General features: G+C 72.4%; 12 protein-coding genes. 4 read left to right on the top strand and 8 right to left on the bottom strand.

Annotation, left to right across the window (positions count from 1 at the left end):
- Window positions 1-51: 51 nt before the first annotated feature.
- The gene (locus tag ACWC94_RS22850) at window positions 52-873 is read right to left on the bottom strand and encodes a putative hydro-lyase (protein WP_450798742.1); all 822 of its coding nucleotides are present in this window, start codon (window positions 871-873) and stop codon (window positions 52-54) included.
- Between the two features lie 126 nt (window positions 874-999).
- Here ACWC94_RS22850 and ACWC94_RS22845 point away from each other — a divergent pair, with 126 nt between their 5' ends.
- The 4 genes from ACWC94_RS22845 (at window position 1000) to ACWC94_RS22830 (ending at window position 9076) form a co-directional block, all read left to right on the top strand.
- Window positions 1000-1701 carry a GntR family transcriptional regulator gene (locus tag ACWC94_RS22845; RefSeq protein ID WP_450798741.1) on the top strand — a complete coding sequence of 234 codons (702 nt, stop codon included), beginning with the start codon at window positions 1000-1002 and terminating at the stop codon, window positions 1699-1701.
- A 154-nt stretch (window positions 1702-1855) separates the two neighbouring features.
- Window positions 1856-3385 carry a hypothetical protein gene (locus tag ACWC94_RS22840; RefSeq protein WP_450798740.1) on the top strand — a complete coding sequence of 510 codons (1530 nt, stop codon included), beginning with the start codon at window positions 1856-1858 and terminating at the stop codon, window positions 3383-3385.
- 31 nt (window positions 3386-3416) lie between these two features.
- A complete protein-coding gene (locus ACWC94_RS22835; protein ID WP_450798739.1) occupies window positions 3417-4295 on the top strand; it encodes a hypothetical protein in 879 nt (292 codons plus the stop codon).
- A 50-nt stretch (window positions 4296-4345) separates the two neighbouring features.
- A complete protein-coding gene (locus tag ACWC94_RS22830; RefSeq protein ID WP_450798738.1) occupies window positions 4346-9076 on the top strand; it encodes a hypothetical protein in 4731 nt (1576 codons plus the stop codon).
- 3 nt (window positions 9077-9079) lie between these two features.
- Here ACWC94_RS22830 and ACWC94_RS22825 read toward each other — a convergent pair whose 3' ends face one another.
- The 7 genes from ACWC94_RS22825 to ACWC94_RS22795 form a co-directional block, all read right to left on the bottom strand.
- Complete coding sequence (locus tag ACWC94_RS22825; protein WP_450798737.1) at window positions 9080-10630, bottom strand: GMC family oxidoreductase; 1551 nt, start codon at window positions 10628-10630, stop codon at window positions 9080-9082.
- A 72-nt stretch (window positions 10631-10702) separates the two neighbouring features.
- A complete protein-coding gene (locus ACWC94_RS22820) occupies window positions 10703-12271 on the bottom strand; it encodes an APC family permease (RefSeq protein WP_450798736.1) in 1569 nt (522 codons plus the stop codon).
- 19 nt (window positions 12272-12290) lie between these two features.
- The gene (locus tag ACWC94_RS22815; protein ID WP_450798735.1) at window positions 12291-13757 is read right to left on the bottom strand and encodes an aldehyde dehydrogenase family protein; all 1467 of its coding nucleotides are present in this window, start codon (window positions 13755-13757) and stop codon (window positions 12291-12293) included.
- Entirely contained in the window at window positions 13750-14880 is a 1131-nt protein-coding gene (locus ACWC94_RS22810) for an aromatic ring-hydroxylating oxygenase subunit alpha (protein WP_450798733.1), read from the bottom strand. Before ACWC94_RS22810 ends, ACWC94_RS22815 begins: the two co-directional genes overlap by 8 nt.
- A 9-nt stretch (window positions 14881-14889) precedes the next feature.
- Window positions 14890-17352, bottom strand: coding sequence for a GcvT family protein (locus ACWC94_RS22805; RefSeq protein WP_450798732.1), 2463 nt, complete (start codon window positions 17350-17352; stop codon window positions 14890-14892).
- A 44-nt stretch (window positions 17353-17396) separates the two neighbouring features.
- Window positions 17397-18017, bottom strand: a complete 621-nt coding sequence (locus tag ACWC94_RS22800) for an MBL fold metallo-hydrolase (RefSeq protein ID WP_450798731.1) — start codon at window positions 18015-18017, stop codon at window positions 17397-17399.
- Window positions 18014-19099, bottom strand: a complete 1086-nt coding sequence (locus tag ACWC94_RS22795; protein ID WP_450798730.1) for an S-(hydroxymethyl)mycothiol dehydrogenase — start codon at window positions 19097-19099, stop codon at window positions 18014-18016. The genes ACWC94_RS22800 and ACWC94_RS22795 overlap by 4 nt, the downstream gene beginning before the upstream one ends.
- Window positions 19100-19296 lie beyond the last annotated feature (197 nt).

Here is a 19296-nt window from a genome sequence, read left to right as displayed (position 1 = left end):
GCGTACCTGCCGCGAGCGCGACGTCGCAGGGACGCGCGCGTACGTCCCGCTTCAGGCGATGCCCGTCAGCCGGTACTGCTCGTCGCGGGCGTCGGTGAGGAACATGTGGCCCGGGGCGTGGGTGAGGGCGAACGGCGGCCGGGAGGCCGCCACCGCGGCCTGCGGGGTCACTCCGCAGGCCCAGAACAGCGGGATGTCACCCGGCGCGCCGGTCACCGGGTCGCCGAAGTCGGGCCGGGCGAGATCCTCGATGCCGAGGGCCGCGGGGTCTCCGCAGTGCACGGGACCGCCGTGCACGGCCGGCAGCAGGCTGCTCTCCCGGATCGCGGCGCGGATGTGCTCCGGCGGCACCGGCCGCATGGAGACCACCATCGGCCCGCGCAGTCTGCCCGCCGCCCGGCACGCGCGCGTGGTCACGTACATCGGTACGTTGCGGCCCTGTTCGACGTGCCGGATCGGCACACCCGCCCGGGCCAGCGCCCACTCGAAGGTGAAGCTGCACCCGAGCAGGAACGACACCAGGTCGTCCCGCCAGTGCGCACGCACGTCGGTGGGCTCGTCGACCAGCTCGCCGTCCTGCCACACCCGGTAGCGCGGCAGGTCGGTGCGCAGGTCGGCGCCTTCGGCGAGGACGGTCACCGGGGAGCCGGCGTCCGTGACGTCGAGCACCGGGCACGGCTTGGGATTGCGCTGGCAGAACAGCAGCATGTCGTACGCCCAGTCGGCCGGCACCGAGATCAGGTTGGCCTGCGTGTGGCCCGCCGCCACCCCGGCCGTGGGGCCCGTGAGGCCCTCCCGGAAGCGCGCCCGCGCGGTTTTCGGGCTCCACGCGCGTGCGTGCTCGTCGACCGCGGTGACGGGGATCGTGCTCATGGGCACCTCGCAGCAGGGACGGAGGATGCGGGGACGTGAGCGTGCGTGAGGGCAGGGTAGAGGATCGTTGAACGATCCCTCAATACCCACGTTGTTTCGCTCCGGTGTGTGCGATTGAATTCCGGCATGGCAGAGCAGCTGACGGCACTGGCCGACGACCGGGCGCTCCTGGGGCGCACGAGCACGGCGGAGCGGGTTTCGGACATCCTCCGCAGCCGTATCGCCGACGGGTACTTCCCGCCCGGCACGCGGCTGTCGGAGGACGGCATCGGCGGGGCGCTCGGCGTCTCCCGCAACACCCTGCGCGAGGCGTTCCGGCTGCTCACCCACGAACGACTGCTGGTCCACGAACTCAACCGCGGTGTGTTCGTGCGGGTCCTGACCGTCGAGGACGTCGAGGACATCTACCGCACCCGTTCCCTGGTCGAGTGCGCCGTCGTCCGTGGGCTCGGCGAGCCGCCCTACCGGCTGGACGGGGTGGCCGCTGCGGTCGCCGAGGGAGAGACCGCGACCGCCGGGAACGACTGGAAGGCACTGGGGACCGCCAACATCCACTTCCATCGGGAACTGGTCGCCCTCGCCGGCAGTGAACGCACCGACGAGCTGATGCGCAGCGTCTTCGCCGAGCTGCGCCTCGCCTTCCACGTCGTCGACGACCCGCGCCGGCTCCACGAGCCCTACCTCGCCCGCAACCGCCAGATCCTGCGGGCGCTCCAGACCGGCGACAAGCGCGAGGCCGAGCGACTGCTGCAGACCTACCTCACGGATTCCCTGGAGCGAGTGGTCGAGGTGTACCGGCGACGGGTCGGCGCGGAAGGCGCCCCGTAGGGGGCGCGGGGCCGTATCGGTCTGCGGCTCCGCCGCGCGGCGCGGCCGGCCGCGGCCGGCCCGCACCCGGAACGGCAACCCGCGGCCCGGTCGGCCAATCCGGCGGAGCCGCCCGTTTGGGTCGATGTCAGACCAAGGACCTAGTCTGTGCACCGTGACTTCGCCTGCATCGACGGACAGCGTTCCGCCCCAGCTCAGCGCGGGGCCGCGCCCGGCACAGGGCCCGGCCGCCGACGAGGGGCTGGCGCGTCGGCTGCGCGCGCTGGCCTGCACCGCGCCGCTGCACGACCTCGACGCACGCAAGGCCAACCTGGCCGGTGAGTACTCGGTGTACGGCATGGCCGAGGTGGCCCTCGCCGCCATCGACCTGGTCACGCTCAACATGGACTTCGACACCGGCGCCGACCACGAGCAGATCGTGGCCCGGCTCGTCCCGCGCATCGCCGCCCAGGCCCCGCACCGCCCGACCGCCGAGCACGAGCGCGTGGCCCGCTGGGTCCTGGAGAACCTGATCAACGTCGGCAGCGCCGACCGCGGCTTCCGCGCCGTGTACGGCACCTTCGCGCCGGACGGCACCTACGTCCGCAGGGACTACGACTTCAAGCTGATCGAAGAGGTCCCCGGCCCCGGCGGCACGGTCTATCTGCGCACCACGGACGAGGCGGTCAACGTCCTGGTCGGCGCCCTCGACACCGACGTCACCAGCGCCCAGATCGCCGCTGAGGTCAAGCTGGAGGTGCTGATCAACCGCGGGCGGCTCGCCGACGCCCAGCTCGCCGCCGAACAGGCCCGCTACCGCACGGTGCAGTACTCGGAGACCCTGCGCCGGGCACTGGACGCCACCCGGCGCAACGTCCGCGCGGTCGACTGGCTGGGCGCCGTGCCCGACATGATCGCCGAGGCCCTGGACCACGTGGCCGACCGCTACCGCCACGAGAACGCGATCCTCACCAACATCCGCAAGGCCCGCGACGAGACCGAGGAGCCCGAGCACAAGCGCCGGGCCGCCGAGCTGGTCGACATCGTCAAGGACTGCATCCGGCGGCACACCCAGCTCCAGTCGCGGCTGCTGGAGGCGGGCCCGCTGTTCCGCGCCGAGCAGGACCGGCAGGCCTTCGCCACACCCGCGACGACCTCCGGGATCGACCTCTACGGCCATCTCCTTGCGCCCGTCCTGCCGTTGCCCGTGGAGCAGGCGATCCGGGTCACCGACGCGTTCTTCGCGAACGGCACGGGGCTGCGGACGCCCGTGTCCGTACGGGTGGCCGATCTCGTCGACATACTGCTGACCCCGCCCGTCGAGCGGGAGCACCTCGGCGCGGAGATGCCCGAGCCTGACCTGATCGCCACGCCGGACGACAGCCGGTTCAGCGAGGAGCAGCTCGCTGCCGCCATGGAGCTGCTGGATCTCCCGGCCGACGCGCCGCGCAGGCTGTCCGGACTGCTGGCCGAGGCCCGCCGGACCGGCGACCCCGACCTGGCCTACCTGGTCGCCCTGCTGGCGGTCCACGCGGCCAGCCCCGCCGTCGGCACCGCCTACCGGCAGGGCGAGGAGAAGCTGCTGTTCGCCGTGGACGACGGCACGGAGCTGGACGATCCCGAGTTCGGCGGGGCGGACCTGATCGTGGGGACCGCGCTGCTGGACTCCGCGGGGATGGCGGCGGACCGGACGGAAGCAGCATGAGTGAGCAAGAACGCGACAAGGAGCCCAAACCGTGACCGAGCACGTCGAGTGGAGTGAGCCCGAGCCCGCCGCCACGCCGGCCGGTTCCGCCGTCACCCCCGCCGACGCCGCCGACGCGGCGCGGCTCGTCGCCTTCGGGCTGCAGCCCAAGCTGCAGCCCGCGCGGGACCAGGAGTACACCGAGCTGCTGCGCCGGTACCGCGAGGACCCGGCGTTCGCGCGGCTCGCCGACGCCGTCGCCGCCGGTCTGGGGCTCGTTGTGCTGGAGGTGTCCCCGCGCGCGGGGATGGCCGTGACGGCCGCCGAGGACTCGGTGTTCGCCGTCCGCATGGGTGACTACGCGCGTCGCACCACCGCCGACTCCGGCGACCGCTTCCTGCACGGCCTCGCCCATCTCGCCGCGGCCGCGCTGGCGTTCCCGCGCCCGGAGGACCTGGCCGACGACTCCTACATCGGCCGCGTCACCGTCAACGGCGTCGACGCCTTCGTACGGCAGGCCTGCCGGCGCCTGGAGGAGCGGGCCGAGGAACGGGGCGAGAACACCGACCCGGTGACCGACGCGCCCGGCCTTGAGGCCGCCTGGCGGATCTGGGCCAGACGCAGCGCCACCGGCGCCACCAAGGACGCCCGCCGGCCGGCCGCCTCCACCACCGGCATCGTGGCCAAGGCCCTGGCCTTCCTCACCGACTCGGGCTTCCTGCAGCGCACCGGCGACGACAGCGGCGGCACGTACCGCACCACGGCCCGCTACCAGCTCCAGGTCCGCGACCTGGCCGGCACCGCGGCCATGGCCGAACTGCTCGAGCTGGGCGTCGTCCCGGTGACCGACGGCACCGCCAGCCTGCTGCCCGCCGAGGACACCGAGGACCTGGAACTGGTCGCCGACGCCGGGCTGCCGTTCCACTCCTGACCCCGTAGAACCACCGCACGTTGTCCGAAGACTTACGACGAGAGTCCGCCATGTACGAGCTGTCCCGGGTCCGCCTCTACTCCATCGGACCCGCCGGTGCGCGCTACGCCGACACCGTGCTTGACCTGCGGGGTGTCGGCGAGCCCGTGCCCGACCCGGCGCCCACGCAGGCGGAGTTCTTCGAGGAGGAGCCGTCCGGCCCGCCGCGCCGGCCCGCGCCCGCCGGCGTGCTCTTCCTGGAGAACGGCGGCGGCAAGTCCGTGCTGCTGAAGCTGATCTTCTCGGTGATGCTGCCGGGCCACCGCAACACCCTCGGCGGCGCCAGCTCCGGGGTGCTGCGCAAGTTCCTGCTCGCCGACGACTGCGGCCATGTGGCGCTGGAGTGGCAGCATGTGCAGACCGGCGAGTGCGTCGTCGTCGGCAAGGTCAGCGAATGGCGCGGACGGCAGGTGTCCAACGACCCGCGCAAGTTCGCCGAGGCCTGGTACTCGTTCCGGCCCGGCCCGGGGCTCAGCCTGGACAACCTGCCCGTCGCCGAGTCCACCGCCGTACGGCCCTCCGTGGAGGGCACCTCGGGCGCACAGGGGCGCCGCAGGACCATGAAGGGCTTCCGAGACGCCCTCATGGAGGCCGGCAAGGCCTACCCGCACCTGGAGGTGCACTGGGAGGAGATCCACGACCGCTGGATCGAGCACCTCGGCGACCTCGGCCTCGACCCCGAACTCTTCCGCTACCAGCGGGAGATGAACGCCGACGAGGGCGAGGCGGCCGGTCTCTTCGCGGTCAAGAAGGACTCCGACTTCACCGACCTGCTGCTGCGCGCCGTCACCGACACCCGGGACACCGACGGTCTCGCCGACCTGGTCAGCGGGTTCGGCAACAAGCTGGGCCGGCGCGCCGAGCTGATCGCCGAACGGGACTTCACCGCCGGGTCGGCCGACCTGCTCGGGCGGATCGTCGAGGCCGCCGGCGCCCGCTCACGCGCGCGTGACGTGCTCGCGGGTGCCGAGCGCCGTACCCGTACGCTCGCCCGGAGGCTGTCCGCCCGGGCCGTGCGGGAGCGGGTCCGGGCCGCCGACCTCGCCCAGCGGGTCACGGCCGCCGCCTACGCCGTCACGCACTCCGAGGGCGCGCGGGAGCGCAGCGCCCTGATCGCCGCCGAACTCGCCTACCGGCACGCCTCCCTGGCGCTGGCCGCCGCCGAGAAGTCCGCCGCCGCACAGAAGCGGGAACTGGCCGACGCCCGCACCCTGCACTCCGCCTGGCAGGCCGCCGAGGCCGTGCTGCGCCACCGCGCCGCCGCCGACCGCGTCGCGCGCGTGTCCGCCGCCATCCAGGAGGCCGAGCGCGACGCCGCGCCCGCACTCGCCGCCCGTGCCAAGGCCGCCGTGGACCTCGTACGGGCCCTGCACGCCGCCGCCGAGAACGCCGAGGCCCTCGCCAACGAGGGGGAGGAGCGCTCCGCCGCGCTCCAGGAGGCCGGCGACCTCGCCCACCGCGATGCCACCACCGCCGCGACCGAGGCACAGCGCGCCCGCAGCGAGGCCGGGCATCTGCGCCAGCGCCTCGCCGAGGTCGAGCAGGAGACCGCCGAGGCCGTGCGTGCCGGCTGGCTCGACGACAGTGCGCCGGACGCCGACCCGGCCCGTGCCGCACTCGCCGCCAGCGACGCCGAGAAGACCGCCGTCGCCGCCTGGGACGCGGCCCGCGAGGCCGCCCGCAAGGTCACCGAGCACGCGCGCGTGACGGCCTCCGCCGAGTCCCGCACGGTGCTGACCGCGGCCCGCGCCGCGGACGCCGCGACGGCGGCCGAGCGCGCCTGCGAGGCCGAGCGGCGCCTCGCCGAGTCCCTGGCGGCCGAGGAGCGGCTCGCGGAGCTGCTGAGCCTGCCGGGTGCGCCCGCGGCCGGGCACGCCGCAGTGCCCGGGCCCCGGTCCGGGGCCGACGACGCGATGGGCGCCCTGGACGGCACGCGCGACGGCGCGACCGACGCGGGCGAGGGCTCCGCGGGCGGGCGGCACGGCGCCGCAGAGCCGGCGGGACCGGGCGCGAGCGGCACCCCCGGCTCCGCCGGAGGCTCCCTCACCCCGGAGGAACTCGACCGCTTCGCCGACGAGTTGCGCGCGCTTCTCGACGACGCCGTGTCCACCGCCGAACGGCACCTGTTCGAGCTGCGCACCGCCGCCGCCGACGACTCCCGGATCCTCGGTGCGCTCGGCGACGGCGGACTGCTGCCGCCCGGCCCGGACGTCCTGGCCACGGTGGAGTTCCTCGGCGAGCACGGCATCCCGGCACTGCCCGGCTGGCGCTATCTCGCCCAGGCCGTCGACCCCGCCGACCACGCGCGCGTGCTCGCCGCCCGTCCGGAACTGGTCGACGGTGTGATCATCACCGACCCGGACACGCACGCGCGTGCCCGCGAGACGCTCGCCGACGCCGCCCTGCTGCCGCGCTCCGCCGTGGCCGTGGGCACGGCCGCGGCCCTGCTCGCCCCCACCCCCGCCGACAGCGCCGCCCCCGGTGACGTCTTCCTCGTGCCGCCGAACCCGGCCATGCACGACGAGCACGCCGCCGACGAGGAACGCCAGGCGCTGCGCGCACGGGCCACCGAGCGCGACGAGGAGATCCGCGCCCTCGCCGCCCGGCTCGGCAAGGACCGTGAACTTGCCGCACGGCTCGCCTCCTGGCGCACCGGCTGCCCCGCCGGACGTCTCACCGAACTGGCCCGCACCGCCCAGGAGGCCCGTGCGTTCGCCGAGGAGGCCGAGGCCGAACTGGCCGAGGTGCGTACCCTGCGCGCGGAGGCCGACGAGGCCGCCGCCGAGGCCGTACGGGTCCGCGACGAGCGGCAGGAGGCCGCGCAGAAGGCCCGCCGGGCCGCCGACGCCCTCGCCGGACTCGCCCACCGGCTCCGCGAGCGCGCCGGCTGGCAGGTGAAACTGCGCGAACTCGCCGACGAGGCCGCCGAGTCCGAGGCCCGGGCCCAGGCCTGCCTGGAGCGCGCCCGCGCTGCCGACGAGGACCGCCGTGCCGCCCAGCGCGCCGCCGACGACGCCCGCCGCACCGCGCGTGCCCTGCGTGCCGAGCGCTCCGAGATCGCCGGCGCGCCCGACGACGTACCGGTCGAGGACGCGGACGCCCCCAAGGCGTCCCTGCCCGCCCTCCGCGAGGCCTACCGGGCCGCCTCCCAGGTGTACGAGAAGGTCGGGGTCGGTGCCGACCTGCGTGCCGAGCAGGCCCGCGCGGAGAGCGACGAGAGCGCCGCACGTGCCGAACTCGACCGGCTCAGCAACAAGGTCCGTACGCGCGCCGAGCAGCTGCTCGAGTCGCCCGACGGCTCGGACGGCCCCTCCCGGCAGGCTGCCGCCGCGCGTGCGGAAGAGCTGGTGCAGCTCCTGGAGACCCGCATGTCCAGCGCCAGCGAGCAGCTCGGCCGGCTGCGCGGCGAGGCCGAACGGCACGCCCCCGAGGACGGCGAGGCGCACACCGAGCTGCCCGAGGAACTGCTCCCGCGCGACGCCGAGCACGCCCAGGCGCTGTTGCGCACGGCGACGGGTGAACTCGCGGCCCGCACCGAGGCACTGGCCGGGGCCCGCGAAGCGCACGCCGAGCTGCTGGAGGCACACCGGGCCGCCGAGGACGCGGCCGGCGGCTTCGACGAGATCGCCGCGATGCTCCGCGACCTGCTGCGCGAGCACACCCCCGAGGAGGAACAGGAGGAGCCGGAGCCGTACCCCGGCAGCCTGGAGGAGGCCCGGCACTCCGCCGCCGAGGCCCGGCGCTCGCTGCGCGGCTGCGCCGCCGATCTGTCCGCCGCCGAGGCGGCCGTGCGCGAGGCGAGCGACGTGCTCGTCCGGCACGCCAACGCCACGCGCTACGAGCAGGTCCGCACCCCCGCCCGGCAGCAGATCCGCGAGCTGCCCGCCGCCGCGCTGCCCGAGCACGCGCAGAAGTGGGCGGATGCCTTCGCGCCCCGACTGCGCGTGCTGACCGACGAGTTGGCGCAGCTGGAGCGCAACCGCGACTCGATCGTGGACCGCCTGCGGGGCCTGGTGGAGTCCGCCCTCGCGACCCTGCGTTCCGCGCAGCGGCTCTCCCGTCTCCCGGAAGGCCTCGGCGAGTGGTCCGGGCAGGAGTTCCTGCGCATCCGCTTCGAGGAACCGGATCAGGCCACGCTCACCGAACGGCTCGGCGAGGTCATCGACGAGGCCACCCGCGCGGCCGTGAAGAAGAACTCCGACCTGCGCCGTGACGGCATGTCGCTGCTGCTGCGCGGCGTCGCGGCGGCACTGCAGCCGAAGGGTGTGGCCGTCGAGATCCTCAAGCCCGACGCCGTACTGCGCGCCGAGCGGGTGCCCGTCGGACAGATGGGCGACGTGTTCTCGGGCGGCCAGCTGCTCACGGCGGCCATCGCGTTGTACTGCACGATGGCCGCGCTGCGCTCGAACGACCGGGGCAGGGACAAGCACCGGCACGCCGGCACGCTGTTCCTCGACAATCCCATCGGCCGCGCCAACGCCACCTACCTGCTGGAGCTGCAGCGGGCCGTGTCGGACGCGCTCGGTGTGCAGCTGCTGTACACCACCGGCCTGTTCGACACGACCGCGCTGGCCGAGTTCCCGCTGGTCATCCGCCTGCGCAACGACGCCGACCTGCGTGCGGGCCTGAAGTACATCAGTGTGGAGGAACACCTCAGGCCCGGGTTGCCCCAGCAGCCCCGGGCCGGAGAAACGGTGCACAGCGAGATCACGGCGACCCGGATGTTCAAGAAGCCGGCGTAGCCGTCAGCGGTCCTCCTTGATCAGATCCGCGCACTTCTCGCCGATCATCATCGTCGTGATGCACGGGTTGACCGCGATCAGGTCCGGCATCACCGACCCGTCGGCGACCCGCAGTCCCTCGACCCCCTTGACCCGCAGCCGCGCGTCGAGCGGGGCCGAGGGATCACCGTCGGCTCCCATCTTCACCGTGCAGGACGGGTGATAGACGGTGTTGTGCGTCTTGTGGATGTAGTCCAGGAGTTCGTCGTCGGTACGGACGTCCGGGCCGGGCGCCAGCTCAGCGCCCGTCCAGCCGCTCAGCGCTGGCTGCGCGGCGATACGGCGGGCCAGCCTGAGTCCGTACGTCATCACCCGCACATCGTGCTCGTGCGTGAAGTACCGCGGGTCCACCTTCGGTTTGTCCCGGTAGTCCCTGGTGCGCAGCCGTACGGTGCCGCGCGACTTCGCCTTGGTCACGTTGGGCGTCAGGCAGAACGCGTTCTCCGAGGTGGGGTAGCCCCAGCGCGCGGTGTTCATGTCGAAGGGCACCGAGCCGTAGTGGAACATCAGGTCGGGCCGGTCCAGGCCCGGCTCGGTGTCGTAGAAGATGCCCGCCTCCCACCACTGGCTCGACGTGGTGGTCATGGGCCGCTTCGCCTCCCACATGATCACGCCCTCGGGGTGGTCCTGGAGGTTCTCGCCGACGCCCGGGGAGTCGACGACGACGTCCACGCCGACCTCGCGCAGATGTCCGGCCGGGCCGATCCCGGACAGCATCAGCAGCTTCGGGGAGTCGATCGAGCCGCACGAGACGATCACCTCGCGCCGGGCCCGTACCGTGCGGGTGTGCACCAGATCCGGATCCAGGTACTCGGCGCCCGCGCACCGCCGGCCCTCCAGCACCAGCCTCTTGGCGCGTACTCCGGTACGGATGTCCAGATTGGGGCGCTTGCCCATGACCGGGTGCAGATAGGCCACCGAGGACGACTGGCGGACGTTGTTCTCGTCGGAGTTGATCTGGAACCAGTTGGCCCCGCGCACCACCGTCTTCCCGGTGTTGAACGGGACGGTGGGTATGCCCGCCTGCGCACACGCCTCCAGCAGGGCCGCGCCGCACGGGTCGCCGCCCTTGAGGGTGCGCAGCTTCACCGGGCCGGTACGGCCGTGGTGGTCGCCGGGCGCGTCGTTGTTCTCCAGCCGTCGGTACAGCGGGAACAGGTCGGCCGCGCTCCATCCCGTACAGCCCTGGGCCGCCCAGCCGTCCAGGTCCTGTGCGGGTGCCCAGAAGGCGATACAGGAGTTGTGCGACGAACAGCCGCCCAGCACCTTCGCGCGCGCGTGCCGCATAAAACTGTTGCCGGTGGCCTGCGGTTCGACCGGGTAGTCCCAGTCGTAGCCGGACTCCAGCAGGCCCATCCAGCGCTCCAGCTTGAGGACGTCGTCGTCGCCGACGTCGCTCGGCCCCGCCTCCAGCACGCACACCGTCACGGACGGGTCCTCGGAGAGCCGCGCCGCCACCACGTTGCCCGCCGTGCCGCCGCCGACCACCACGTAGTCGAACTCATCGATGCTCATATGACCTCCCTGCCGGCCGGAACTCAGCCGGAATCAGTCGTAATCGGTCGTAAGGGGTGGGTGCGGCTGGAGTCAGTCGGCCGCCGGGGCGGCGAGGGGAGCCGAGGCGGCGGACGCCGCCTCCAGACGGTGCTCGGCGAGCACGCCGGTGCGGTGACGCTGGACGAACCAGTAGTAGGCGAAGCCGCCGCCCGCGATGACGGCGACGAACAGCACCGCGCCCCAGCGCAGATACCAGTGGTAGGGCGCGCTCGCGTTGTAGACCGCGGCGCGCGGCCAGATCAGGTTGACCGTCATGACCGCGCCCCACACGACCGCGACGACGTTGACGAGCAGCCCCCAGCGGCCCAGCGAGAACCTGCCCCCGCCCGCCGGCTGCCACCTGCCGCGCAGCCGGGCCACCAGCATCGGCACGGTGACGCCCAGGTAGGCGAGGTAGATCATGATGATGCCGATGCTGGTGACGACCGTGAAGATCTGCGGCTGGCGGATGTTGACCACGAGGATCGCCAGCGCCAGCACGCCGATGATCACGGCCGGCAGGACCGGGGTCTGGAAGCGCGGGCTGACCCGGGCCAGCAGCGAGGACGCGGGCAGGTTGTTGTCCCGGGCCATGGCGAACGCCAGCCGGATCGCCGCCGTGTGCACGGCCAGCGCGCACACCGTGACCGCGATCAGCACGCACCACAGCATCGCCTTGCCGGCCGTCGGACCGAGCACGTCGAGCACGACGTACTGCAGGCCGTCCGTGGACAGTTTGTCGCCCTTGAGGCTGGAGACGCTCATCAGCGCCAGCAGCAGGACCAGCCCGCCCAGTACGAACGAGGCGACGATCGCGCGGATGATGGCGCGCGGGGCGTTCCGGGACGGGTCCAGGGACTCCTCGCCGAGCGAGGCGGCGGTGTCGAAGCCGTACATGACGTACGCCGAGGCCAGCGAGGCCACCAGGAAGGCGCCGAGGTAACCCGTTGAGTAACCCGATCCCGTGTGGTTCGTCTGCATGACCACCTGGGGGCCGCGGGTGATGTGGACGGCGAACAGGATGATCAACACAACCGTGGCGATCAGCTCGATGAAGACGCCCGCCGTGTTGATCGTGGCCATCAACTTGACGCCGAAAGCATTGATCAGCGTGGTGAACAGGATCAACACCGCCGCCAGGACGACCGCGTTCGTCGCCACGTCGTACTTGCCGGTGCCGTCCCCGACGAACTGGAACGCGGACGAGATCTGCGGCAGCGTCAACTGGTACGCCAGCGCGACCGCCGAGATGGACACGATGGACGCGATCAACATCATCCACCCGGCGAGCCAGCCGAGATGCGGGTTGCCGATCTTCTTCGACCAGTTGTAGACCGAGCCGGCCACCGGGTAGCGGGCGGCGAGTTCGGCGAAGCACAGGGCGACCATGAACTGGCCGGCGAACACCATCGGCCACGACCACCAGTAGGCGGGGCCGCCGCTGCCGTAGCCGAAGTAGAACAGCTGGAACGTGCCCGTCAGGATCGAGATGTAGCTGATCCCGGCGGCGAAGGTGTGGAAGTTGCCGAGAGTGCGCTTGAGCTCGGGTTTGTAGCCGAACTCCGCGAGTTCGGCGTCGTCGTGGTGGTGGGGGTCTGGCGATTGCTCGGTGGTCGTCATGAGCGGACTCCTTCGGCTGTCAGTCGAACCAGCCCTGTGGTGCCGGCGCGGTGGTGCGCCAGATGTGTTTCGTCTCGCGGTACTCGGCGAGCCCCGCCGGTCCGAGTTCACGCCCGAACCCGGACTGCTTGTAACCACCCCATTCGGCCTGGGGCACGTACGGGTGGTAGTCGTTGATCCAGACCGTGCCGAGTCGCAGTTCCGCCGCGACCCGGGCCGCCCTGGCCTCGTCGCCGGTCCAGACGGCGCCCGCGAGGCCGTAGACCGTGTCGTTGGCGAGCCGTACGGCCTCCTCCTCGGTGGTGAACCGCTCGACGGTCAGCACCGGTCCGAAGGACTCCTCCCGGACCACGGACATGCCGCTCGTGCACGCGTCCAGGACGGTCGGAAGGTAGTAGAAGCCGTCGTCGTGGCCGGGGCCGGAGGGCCGGGCCCCGCCGCAGCGCAGCACCGCGCCCTCCTCGATGCCCTTGGCCACATAGGCCTCGACCTTCGCCCGGTGGGCCGCCGAGATCAGCGGACCGGTCTGCGCCCGCTCGTCGAACGGGCCGCCCAGCCGGATCAGCCGTGCCCGGCGGACGACCTCGTCCACGAACCGGTCGTGCAGCGCGTCCTCGACCAGCAGCCGGGCCCCGGCCGAGCACACCTGTCCGGAGTGCAGGAACACGGCGGTCAGCGCCATGTCGACCGCCGCGTCGAAGTCGGCGTCCGCGAAGACGATGTTGGGGTTCTTGCCGCCGAGTTCGAGCGCGACCTTCTTCACCGTCCCGGCGGCGGCCGCCATCAGCCGGCGGCCGGTCTGCAGACCGCCGGTGAAGGACACCAGGTCGACGTCCGGATGCTCGGCGAGCGGGGCGCCCGCCTCCGGACCGGCGCCCAGCACCAGGTTGGCCGCGCCCGGCGGCAGCCCCGCCTCCGCCAGCAGCCGCACCAGGTGGATCGCGGTGTGCGGGGTCAGCTCGCTCGGCTTCAGCACGAAGGTGTTGCCCGCCGCGACGGCCGGGGCGACCTTCCACGCGGTCTGCAGCAGTGGATAGTTCCAGGGCGTGATCAGCGCGCAGACGCCGACCGGTTCGTACACCACCCGGCTGTCGACGCCCGCCCGGCCGGTGTCGACGACCCGCCCCGTCTCGCTCGCGACCAGCCGCCCGAAGTAGCGGAAGCAGTTGACGACGTCGTCGATGTCGTACGCGCTCTCCACCAGCCGCTTGCCCGTGTCCAGGGACTCGGCGCGGGCCAGGGCGTCCTTGTCGCGGACGAGGAGGTCCGCGACCCGCAGCAGCAGGTCGCCGCGCTCCTGGGCGGGCGTACGCGGCCAGGGACCGGTGTCGAAGGCGCGCCGGGCCGCCGCGATCGCCTCCACGGTGTCCTTGCCGCCGGCCTCGTCCACGACCCCGACCAGACAGCCGTCGGCGGGGCAGCGGATCTCCCGGGTGCGCTCGTCCACGGCGCTGCGCCACTCGCCGTCGATGAAGAGATCAGGCACGGTCGCCCCCCAGCCGGGTCAGCAGCCACTCGTGGAAGATCCCGATGTGGTGCTCGTTGGGGACCAGCACACCGCCCGCGCGGTACGCGCGCGAGGACATCGCCGGCTGGGTGCGCTCGCACGCCTCGAAGTCCTGCACGTTGACCCGGTGGAACAGCTCCACGGACTTCGACACGTCCGCGCCCGACGCCACCACCTCCGGCGCGTACAGCCAGTCGCACTCCACGACCGTGCGGTCCTCGGCCAGCGGGAACATCCGGTGCAGGATGACGTGGTCCGGGACGAGGTTGACGAACACGGTCGGCTTGATCGTGATCGCGTAGTAGCGGCGGTCCTGGTCGGCGCCGACCGCGGGGAGCTTGGCGAAGCCCTCGCTGCCGTCGACCGTGAACCCCTTGATCCGCTCGCCGAACTCCGCGCCGTGCCCGACGTAGTACTGGGCGGCGTACCCGTCGGCGAACTCCGGCAGCACCTCCGTGAGTTCGGGGTGGATCGTGGCGCAGTGGTAGCACTCCATGAAGTTCTCGACGATCAGCTTCCAGTTGGCCTTCACGTCGTAGGTGATGCGCTTGCCGAGGGCCAGCTGCTCGGTGCCGTAGTGCTCGATGGCGGCGGCGTCGCCGAGCCGTTCCACGGCCGCGTGCATCACGGTGTCCTCGAAGGAGGGCGGTTCGTCGGCGAGGCACACCCAGGCGTAGCCGAGCCATTCGCGCAGGGCCACCTTGATCAACCCGTACTCGACCCGGTCAATGTCGGGCATCTTGATCAAGTTGGGTGCGGCGACCAACTTGCCTTCGAGGTCGTACGTCCACGCGTGGTACGGGCACTGCAGAGTGCGGCGCACCTCGCCGGACTCCTCCATGCACAGCCGGGCACCCCGGTGCCGGCACACGTTCAGGAAGGCGCGCAGCCCACCCGTACGCGTGCGGGTGATGATGACGTTCTCGCGGCCCACCTGGACCGTGCGGAAGGCGCCCGGCCTGTCCAGGTCCGCGCTGCGGACCGCGCAGAACCACAGGGACTCGAAGAGGTTCTCCTGCTCCTGCCGGAAGACGTCCGGGTCGGTGTAGTAGCGACCCGGAAGCGTCGCGATGAGGCTCGGGGGGATCGGGGTCGTCGTCACGGACGTCTCCTAACGGCGGATGCGGGTCATCTTCGGGTCGAAGAGCGGTTCGTCGGCAACGGTGGCCGGCACTTTCTCGCCGAAGTACGCGATGTGCACGCCGGTGCCGGTGGCGAGGCCGGCCGGGAGCCAGGCGTAGGCGATGCAGCGGCCTAGCGTGTAGCCGTACGACGCACTGGTCACATAGCCGGCCGGGGCGCCGTCGACGAACACCGGCTCCTTGCCGAGGACGACGGCCGCGGGGTCGTCGAGGAGGAGCGGGGTGAGCCTGCGGGTGGGCTCCGGGGCTCGCTCCAGTGCCGCCTTGCCGACGAAGTCCTCCTTGTCCGTACGGACCGCGAAGCCGACGCCCGCCTCGAACGGACCGTGCTCGTCGGTCATGTCGGTGCCCCAGGCCCGGTACCCCTTCTCCAGCCGCAGGGAGTTGAAGGCCGACCGCCCCGCCGCGATCACGCCGTGCTCCCGGCCGGCCTCCCACAGCGTGTCCCACAGCCGGAGCCCCAGGTCGGCCGTGGTGTACAGCTCCCAGCCCAGCTCGCCGACGTAGCTGAGGCGCATCGCGGTCACCGGCACGTGCCCCAGGTACGTCTGCCGGGCGCGGAAGTAACCGAAGCCCTCGTGGGAGAAGTCGTCCGGGGTGAGCGGCTGGACCAGGTCGCGGGCGAGCGGCCCCCACACGCCGATGCAGCAGGTACCGGAGGTGATGTCCCTGATCCGGACGTCGTCGGGTGCGTGCCGCAGCAGCCAGTCGAGGTCGGCGGGGGAGTTGGCCCCGACCTGGAAGTGGTCGGGGGCGAGACGGGCGACGGTGAGGTCGGAGCGGATGCCCCCGGTCTCGTCCAGGAGCAGGGTGTAGGTGACCGCGCCGGGCTTCTTGCGCAGGTTGTTGCTGGTCATGCGGTCCAGGAAGGCGAGCGCTCCGGGCCCGGTCACCTCCAGGCGGCGCAGCGGGGTCATGTCGTACAGGGCGACCTTCTCGCGGGTGGCCTTCGCCTCGGCGGCGGCGATCGGGGACCAGTAGCGGGCCGACCAGGCGTCGCGCTCGGGGAGGCCGTCGAGGGCGTCCACGAGCGGGGCGTTCGCCTCGTACCAGTGCGGACGCTCCCAGCCCGCGCCCTCCAGGAAGAAGGCGCCGAGCTGCTGCTGACGGGCGTGGAAGGGGCTGACGCGCAGCGGCCGTGGCTGTTCCATCGGCTGGAGGGGGTGCAGGACGTCGTACACCTCGACGAACTGCTGTGCACCGCGTTCCCGGACGTACGACGGTGAACGCTGCGCCTCCTCGAACCGCGTGAGGTCGCACTCGTGCACGTCGGCGGAAGGCCGCCCGTCGACCATCCACTCGGCCACCGCCTTCGCCACCCCGGCGGAGTGCGTCACCCAGACCGCCTCGGCCAGCCAGAAGCCCCGCAGTTGCCGGGCTTCTCCGAGGAGGGGCATGCCGTCCGGCGTGAACGAGAAGACGCCGTTGAACCCGGTCTCGATCTCCGTCTCACGCAGCGCGGGCAGCAGCCGCCGGCAGTCCTCCCAGCTCGGCGCCCAGTCCTTAGCGGTGAAGGGGTACGAGGACGGCATCTCCAAGTCCTGCGCGCGCGCCTCGTCGTACGCGAGCACGGCGAACGGGTCCACGGGCAGTGGCCGGTGCGCGTACGAGCCGATGCCGATGCGGTCCGTGTGCTCGCGGAAGTACAGATCCCGGTCCTGGAAACGGAGGATCGGCTTCGAGGCCTCGGCCGTGGCGCCGCCCAGCTCGGGCAGCGGCCTCGTCCGCGCGTACTGGTGGGCGAGCGGCTGCAGCGGTACGTCGATACCGGCCATGCGGCCGATGACCGGCCCCCAGAATCCGGCGGCCGAGACGACGTGGTCGGCGGGGAAGGTGCCGCGGTCGGTGACCACGGAGGTGACCCGGCCGCCCGCCTGCTCGATGCCGGTGACCGTGTGACGGTCAAGGAAGCGGGCGCCGCGCGCGGTGGCCCGGTCCATCTGGGCGCGGGCCGCGAGCAGGGCCCGGGCCAGGCCGTCGTCGGGTGTGTGGAATCCGCCGAGGACGGCCGACTCGTCCAGGAGTGGCCACAGTTCCTTGCAGCGGGCGGCGCCCACGACCTCGCCGCGAATGCCCCAGGACGCGGCGTAACCGGCCCTGCGGTGCAGGTCGGCCAGGCGCTCGGGGGTCGTCGCGAGTTCCAGGCCGCCGACCTGCTGGAAGCAGGAGACGCCGTCCGCCTCGAGGGAACAGAACTTCTGGACGGTGTACTTGGCGAACTCCGAGAGGGTCTTCGAGGGACTGGTCTGGAAGACGAGTCCGGGCGCGTGGGAGGTGGAGCCGCCCGGGGCGGGGAGCGGGCCCTGTTCGAGGACGGTGACGTCGGTCCAGCCGCGGGCGGTCAGCTCGTCGGCGAGGGAGCAGCCGACGATACCGGCGCCGATGACGACGACGCGGGGGCCCTGGGACCGGTGTTCGGGGGTGCTGGACATGCCCCTCCTTGTGGTGGCGGGGATGGCAGGTGCGGGGGAGTCGCTCAGAGGGCGGGGACGTTCGGCCGCTCGGCGGCGATCGTCGTGTCCTGGCCGTGGCCGGTGTGGACGACGGTGCCGCCCGGCAGGGTGAGCAGCCGGGCGCGGATGGACGCCTCGATCGTCGGACGGTCCGAGTAGGAGCGGCCGGTGGCGCCGGGACCGCCGTGGAAGAGGGTGTCGCCGGTGAAGACGACGCCGAGGAACGGGGCGTACAGGCAGCAGCTGCCCCAGGTGTGGCCGGGTGTGTGGAGGACCCGGAGTTCGATTCCGGCGACCGTGAGGACGCGGCCGTCGGTCAGCTCGCCGTCCGGCTTGCGGCCGGGGTGGGTGCGGGACCACAGCTCGTGGTCGTCCGGGTGGAGCAGGACGGGGGCGCCGGTGCGGGTGGAGAGCGTGGCCGCGGCGTCGATGTGGTCGTCGTGGGCGTGGGTGCAGACGACCGCGGTGACCCGGCGGCCCGCCGTGGCGCGGTGGATCGCCTCGGCGTCGTGCGCCGCGTCCACGATCAGCACCTCCTCGTCGTCACCGACCAGCCAGACGTTGTTCTCGACGTCGAAGGTGTCGCCGTCGAGGCTGAAGGCGCCGTGCGTGACGACGCGTTCGATGCGTACGGCGCCCTTCACAGCACCACCACCGAGCGCAGCACCTCGCCCCGGTGCATCTTGGCGAACGCCTCCTCCACCTGTTCCAGGCCGATCGTCTCGGACACGAACGCGTTCAGGTCGAGCAGGCCGTACAGGTACTGGTCGATCAGGAACGGGAAGTCCCGGCTCGGCAGACAGTCGCCGTACCAGGACGACTTGATCGCTCCGCCGCGCGAGAAGACGTCGATCAGCGGGAGTTCGACCTTCATCTCGGGTGCGGGCACCCCGACCTGGACCAGCAGACCCGCGTGGTCGCGCATGTAGAAGGCCTGCTCGAAGGTCTCGGGCCGGCCCACCGCGTCGATGGCGATGTCCACGCCGTGGCCGTCGGTGAGGGCGCGGACCGCCTCGACCGGGTCGGTGCCTAGGGAGTTGACGGTGTGGGTGGCGCCGAACCTCTCCGCCTGGTCGAGTTTCTTGTCGTCGATGTCCACGGCGATGACCTTCATGGCGCCGTTCAGGCAGGCGCCCGCGATGGCCGCGTTGCCGACGCCGCCGCAGCCGATGACGGCGACCGAGTCACCGCGGCCGACGTTGCCGGTGTTGACCGCGGCGCCGTAACCGGCCATCACCCCGCAGCCGATGAGTCCGGCCGCCTCGGGACGTGCCGCGGGGTCGATCTTCACCGCCTGACCGGCCGCGACCAGCGTCTTCTCGGCGAACGCGCCGATGCCGAGGGCGTTGCTGAGCGGGGTGCCGTCCGGCAGGGTCATCGGCTGGGCGGCGTTGCGGGAGTCGAAGCAGTACCAGGGCCGGCCACGGCGACACGAACGGCAGCTGCCGCAGGGCGCCCGCCAGGCCAGCACCACGTAGTCACCGGGGCGCAGGTCGGTGACGCCCGCGCCGACCGCCTCGATCGTGCCGGCCGCCTCATGGCCCAGCAGGAACGGGAAGTCGTCGTTGATCGCGCCTTCGCGGTAGTGGAGATCCGTGTGGCACACCCCGCAGGCCTGCACCCTGACCAGGACCTCACCGGGCCCCGGATCGGGAACCACGATGGTCCGCACCTCCACGGGTGCGCCCTTCTTGACAGCGACTACGGCACGGACCTCGTGTGGCACGACAAGCTCCTCTGCTGTTGCGCATTGCACGATGGGTTGCGCGATGGGGAACATATTGAGAACGGCGTCACACGGCCGTCAAGGGGTGCGCGTTAACCCTTGGCAAAAGGAACCCGGGGGGCCGAAACCCGTCGGACACACCTCGGCGAGCACCCGCACGGTGTCCGCCCCGGCGCCCTCCACGACCTCCGCGTCAC

Source organism: Streptomyces sp. NPDC001135, from assembly GCF_053598395.1.
The sequence above is the reverse complement of the archived record's forward strand: the minus strand, read 5'-3'. Positions and strand labels throughout refer to the sequence as shown.

Coding starts and splice junctions, on each gene's coding strand:
- ACWC94_RS22850 (WP_450798742.1), bottom strand. CDS start 873: ATGAGCACGATCCCCGTCACCGCGGTCGACGAGCACGCACGCGCGTGG.
- ACWC94_RS22845 (WP_450798741.1), top strand. CDS start 1,000: ATGGCAGAGCAGCTGACGGCACTGGCCGACGACCGGGCGCTCCTGGGG.
- ACWC94_RS22830 (WP_450798738.1), top strand. CDS start 4,346: ATGTACGAGCTGTCCCGGGTCCGCCTCTACTCCATCGGACCCGCCGGT.
- ACWC94_RS22825 (WP_450798737.1), bottom strand. CDS start 10,630: ATGAGCATCGATGAGTTCGACTACGTGGTGGTCGGCGGCGGCACGGCG.
- ACWC94_RS22820 (WP_450798736.1), bottom strand. CDS start 12,271: ATGACGACCACCGAGCAATCGCCAGACCCCCACCACCACGACGACGCC.
- ACWC94_RS22805 (WP_450798732.1), bottom strand. CDS start 17,352: ATGTCCAGCACCCCCGAACACCGGTCCCAGGGCCCCCGCGTCGTCGTC.